A 2,075-nucleotide genomic window follows, 5' to 3' on the forward strand; every position below is an offset into this window, starting at 1 on the left:
TCGCCGAGCTGCTGCGCCAGGCCCACGACGAAGCGCCGCCCGCCGACGCCCTGCTGGCCGCCAGCCAGTGGTTCGCCGAGCACGGCGACCTGCGCCAGGCCACCCAGCTGGCCCTGGCCGCCGGCTCCATCGAGCGGGCCGTGGCGCTGCTGCAGGACGCCAACAGCGACCAGATGATGGTCGAGCACAGCGCCGTGCAACTGCTGCGCTGGCGCGACGAGCTGCCCGAGGGCCTGCTGCAGTCCAGCCCCAAGCTGATCCTCCTGGAAACCTGGGCGCTGATCCTCTGTGCCCGCCTGGACGAGGCCATGGCCTGCCTGCAGGGGCTCTCGCGCTTCCTGCCACGGCCGGACGCCCACCGCCAGCGGCTCTGCCTGGCGCACTACCAGGCCACCCTCGGCGTGCTGCAGCGCCAGTTCGCCCTGCCCGATGCGCGGCGCAACTGCAGCGACGCCCTGCAGCACCTGGAGGAACGCTTCTGGGGCCAGCACATCCTCTGCCACCAGGCCCTGGCCCAGCAGGCCATGGTCGAAGGCGACCTGACCGTCGCCCGCCAGCACTGCCAGGCCGGCCTGCGCCTGTCGCGGCGCCACGCCAACCTGTGCTTCGAGGCCCTGCTCAGCGTCGAGCACATCCACCTGCTGGCCCTTTCCGGCGAACACCGCCACGCCCTGGACTATGCCGAGCAGATGCTCGCCGAGCTGCGCAAGCACGCCCACGGCGGCCCCATGAGCGCCCGCCTGCACGTGCTGCGCGGCGAACTGCTGGCCTTGCGCGGCGACGACACCGGCGCCGAGGCCGGGCTCCAGCGCGGCCTGCGCGAAGCCGAGGAAAGCCAGGACGCCTACCTGCTGTACGCCTACCACGCGCTGATCAGCCTGGCCTGCGAGCGCGGCGAGGTGGAGCGCGCCCACCAGCTGCTGCTGGCCGCCGAGCGACGCATGCAGCGCCTGTGCATCCCCGAGATCCGCTACCGCGAAGTGCTGCGCCTGGCCCGCGCCCGGCTGTGCCTGGCCAGCGGCGAACCGGCCAGGGCCCGCGACGAACTGCTCGGCGTGCTCGCCGAACTGGGGCTCAACCCACTGCTGGCCCCCACCGGCTTCTACGACCTGCAGTACCGCGTACGCCTGCTGCTGGCCCAGGCCCACGACGAGCTGGGCGAAACCACCCGCGCCAGCCACGAACTGCAGGCCCTGCAGCGCGACTGCCAGCGCCTGGGCCTGCGCAGCCTGGCCTGCGAGACCCAGCTGCGCCTGGCCGAGACCCTCCACGCCCTGGACCAGGCGGCCGCCGAGGAACACCTGCGCGAAGCCCTGCAGGACTGCCGCAGGCTGTCCCTGCTGCGGCCCCTGGCCCGGCTGCAACGCAACGATGCCAGCTGGTCACGGCAACTGCTGGCGCAACTCCCCGCCCTCGCCCCGGCCAACCGCGCGCCAGACACCGCCGAGGCCCCGCCGGCGCCGACGGAAATGCTCAGCCAGCGCGAACTGGAAGTGCTGGAACTGATCGCCCAGGGCTGCTCCAACCAGGAAATCGCCGAGCAACTGGAAATCTCGCTGCACACCGTGAAGACCCACGCCCGGCGCATCAACATCAAGCTCGAAGTGGAAAGACGCACCCAGGCGGTGGCCCGGGCCAAGGCGAGTGGGTTGTTGGCTTGATGGGGGGCTTGGTGGGTGTTTTTCCTGTGGTATCGGTGTACTGGGGCGAGTCCGCCCCCTCTCCCCAGCCCTCTCCCTGAAGGGAGAGGGGGCTTGTCCGTGCCGAGAGAAGGAATGGTTTCAGCCGGTAATCTCTGTGCTAGCCGGCTAACGCCGAAACACCAATGCACACCGAACGATCCCCTCTCCCTTCAGGGAGAGGGCGCTTTTAAACCCACCACAGCCACCAACAAACTCCATCGCGGACAAAGTCCGCTCCGTTGCTCTCTGGGTTCCCGCATTCGCGGGAACCCAATAGACAGTTGCCCTACGGCACAACTAAGCACGGCCTCTCGTAGGAGCGAGCTTGCTCGCGAACAAACCCCGCAGCGAGGCCCATTCGCGAGCAAGCTCGCTCCTACGAAGAGCCCCGCC

Annotated in this window: 1 protein-coding gene; it reads left to right on the plus strand. The window is 69.9% G+C overall.

Going from position 1 to position 2,075, the window contains the following annotated elements:
* The coding region (locus tag DK254_RS35105) for a LuxR C-terminal-related transcriptional regulator (protein ID WP_218281468.1) at positions 1–1,661 on the plus strand (1,661 nt) is incomplete at its 5' end.
* Positions 1,662–2,075 lie beyond the last annotated feature (414 nt).

Origin of the sequence: Pseudomonas sp. RW407 (assembly GCF_003176655.1) — a bacterium.
In the GTDB taxonomy this organism is placed as follows: domain Bacteria; phylum Pseudomonadota; class Gammaproteobacteria; order Pseudomonadales; family Pseudomonadaceae; genus Pseudomonas; species Pseudomonas delhiensis.